3 protein-coding genes, 2 tRNA genes and 1 other RNA gene are annotated in these 2,630 nt (G+C 40.5%); 3 read left to right on the top strand and 3 right to left on the bottom strand.

Annotation, left to right across the window (positions count from 1 at the left end):
- The 3 genes from ABZB17_RS22140 to ABZB17_RS22150 all read right to left on the bottom strand — a co-directional run.
- On the bottom strand, positions 1 to 335 hold a 335-nt coding region (locus ABZB17_RS22140), incomplete at its 3' end, for a hypothetical protein (RefSeq protein ID WP_372653789.1).
- 15 nt (positions 336 to 350) lie between these two features.
- Complete coding sequence (locus ABZB17_RS22145; protein WP_372653791.1) at positions 351 to 1,307, bottom strand: glycosyltransferase family 2 protein; 957 nt, start codon at positions 1,305 to 1,307, stop codon at positions 351 to 353.
- A gap of 18 nt (positions 1,308 to 1,325) precedes the next feature.
- Positions 1,326 to 1,877 (bottom strand): DUF4199 domain-containing protein, encoded by a 552-nt coding sequence (locus tag ABZB17_RS22150; RefSeq protein ID WP_045033665.1) that lies wholly within the window; start codon positions 1,875 to 1,877, stop codon positions 1,326 to 1,328.
- Positions 1,878 to 2,151: 274 nt separating this feature from the next.
- On the opposite strand from ABZB17_RS22150, the gene ffs reads away from it, so the two are divergent.
- The 3 genes from ffs (at position 2,152) to ABZB17_RS22165 (ending at position 2,559) form a co-directional block, all read left to right on the top strand.
- Positions 2,152 to 2,250, top strand: an RNA gene (gene ffs / locus ABZB17_RS22155) — signal recognition particle sRNA small type.
- Positions 2,251 to 2,385: 135 nt separating this feature from the next.
- A tRNA-Thr gene (locus ABZB17_RS22160) sits at positions 2,386 to 2,459 on the top strand.
- 15 nt (positions 2,460 to 2,474) lie between these two features.
- A tRNA-Tyr gene (locus ABZB17_RS22165) sits at positions 2,475 to 2,559 on the top strand.
- Positions 2,560 to 2,630 lie beyond the last annotated feature (71 nt).

Genomic DNA, 2,630 nt, shown 5'->3' on the forward strand with positions numbered 1-2,630 from the left:
CCTTTTCCGTGTTTGATGTAGGCTTCAAGATAACTATAGTAGGTGCCCATTAACAGCGACTGCACAAAAAGACCAAAAAACATAAACATAAACAGGTTCTGGTAAAAAGGGCCAATATCGGCCATAAGGCTTTCAGGATTGGCAAGGTCGAACTGACTTAACACATTGCGCTGAAAATAAACCTGCGCGCCGGCATATAGAATAATAAAAGGCAAAACATAAATGCCAATCATCCGAAAGATTGGCTTTGCTTCTTGTTTTAAAAAATCAAATGAATCGGAAATTACAACGCCAAGGTCGCGCTGTTTACGAAAACGGATATCTTTTTGCTCCATGAAATAAAAAATGCTTTACTCAAATGTTTTTACATCAATCTGATATTTGTTACGGTCGCTCGAACTTCTCGATACTAATTCGCCAAGGAATCCGGCCAGAAAAAACTGAGCTCCGATTATCATCGATGTTAAAGCAATATAAAAATAGGGGCTGTCGGTAACTAAATGTCCGGTAATTCCGTGGTTTAGCTGAATGATCTTTTGAACTCCGAGGTATGCCGCAGAGGCAAAACCAATAATAAAGATCAGTGCACCCAGAATACCGAAAAAGTGCATGGGGCGTTTTACAAATCGCGAAATAAACATTACGGAAAGTAAATCAAGCGGGCCACGAACAAAACGTTCCAGCCCGAACTTGGTTACTCCGTATTTTCGTTCGGCATGTACAACCACTTTTTCGCCAATATTTTTGTAGCCGGCCCATTTTGCCAGAACCGGAATATAGCGGTGCATTTCGCCGTAAACTTCAATGCTTTTAATAACGTTTTTACGATAGGCTTTCAGGCCGCAGTTCATATCGTGCAGCTTAATACCACTCATCCGCCGAACGGTCCAGTTGTAAAATTTACTGGGCAGGTTTTTTGTAAGAACCGGGTCGAAACGTTTTTTCTTCCAGCCCGAAACCAAATCGAAACCGTCTTCCTTGATCATCCGGTACAGTTCCGGAATTTCCTCGGGGCTATCCTGTAAATCGGCATCCATGGTAATTACCACATCGCCCTGCACCGCCTCGAAACCACAATATAATGCGGCCGACTTTCCGTAGTTACGTCTGAATTTAATTCCTTTAATACAGGAATTTTCTTTTTGGAGCTGTTCTATCACTTCCCACGAGTTGTCGATGCTGCCGTCGTCGATCAGCATAACTTCGTAGGAGAACTTATTCCCGTCCATCACCTTCTTTATCCACGCCGCCAATTCGGGCAGCGACTCTTCTTCGTTAAACAGCGGAATAACTACGGAAATATCCATTAAAAACGCTTTTGAATATTAATATGAATCTTCAACTTTCTTCTTAACAATTGCCGCAACGATCAGCGAAATTATGCCTCCGCCAATAATTCCTGAAAGGGCTGCCTGGCGTAACGTTTTTGCAATTGTCGGAATTTCTTTAAACTGCTCCATAGCCTGGTCGATACTTGAATCAGGAACGCCACGGCTTTCCATAAACTCCAGCGTTTTTTGCTGCATGCTTGCCATCAGGTTCTCCATATAATCCGGAGCAATAAAACTGTGGAAAATATAGGTGTAGATAACCAGGATGACAGTTGAAACAATGGTTACCATCATTACAAACTTAAAAGCCTCGGTAAAACTAATGTAGCCTTCAAATTCTTTATTGCGGTAATTTTTTGCGAAAATGAACAGAATTACAAAAGATATTACAAAAGATAAAAGAGCAACAATTAAAGAACCAAAAAGTCCTAATGATTCCATGATACCGCCGGCCCAAATAACTACATTAAGGAAAATGGAAATTAAAGCCGCGTAGAGACCATAGGTTAAAGATGATTTAAGTAAAGGTGATGATTTTTGTTCCATGATGTTTGTTTTAATTATAGGTTTGACAAATATAAATGATTTTTTGGAGCATTTGCGTAAAACAATATATAGTTACATAACGGTTTTTGGGCTCGCTTTTTTCACATAATTTCTAAAAATGTTGGGCTTGTCCCTTGTGGCGTAAAAAAATGCGTAAAAATTTTCATTCAGTTGTATTTCATTTTCAATCTGATAAGTCGTTGTGTCGTGTTTAAAATTACGCGATAGAATGATTTTGTTTGGCGGAAGAACAAAATTTTCTACTTTTGTCGCCGGGTAAGTCCTGTGCGACCAGCTCCTGCTGAATCCCCCCAGGGTCGGAAGGCAGCAAGGGTAGGCGGTTGAGCGGTGCGACACAGGTAGCTTACCCACTTTTTTTCAAAAAGAAAAAGCGTTCAAAAAAGTGGTGAAAAGTTTAAAAAAGGTATTGCAGAATTAAAAATTAATTCTTTCCTTTGCACCCGCTGATTTGAAACAGCAACGTTCTAACAAAAGATTGAAATAATAAGCCGAATTAGCTCAGTTGGCCAGAGCACGTGATTTGTAATCTCGGGGTCCCCAGTTCGAATCTGGGATTCGGCTCATTTAAAATATTTTGGGAAGATACCGAAGCGGTCAAACGGGGCAGACTGTAAATCTGTTGGCTCAGCCTTCGTAGGTTCGAATCCTGCTCTTCCCACCAAGGGAATAACTAAACAAGTTGTTCCCTTTTTTTATGGTTTTCTATCTTTTGCAGACGCTGGTTTAAATCAG

The organism is Draconibacterium sp. (assembly GCF_041583095.1).
Taxonomy (GTDB): Bacteria; Bacteroidota; Bacteroidia; order Bacteroidales; family Prolixibacteraceae; genus Draconibacterium.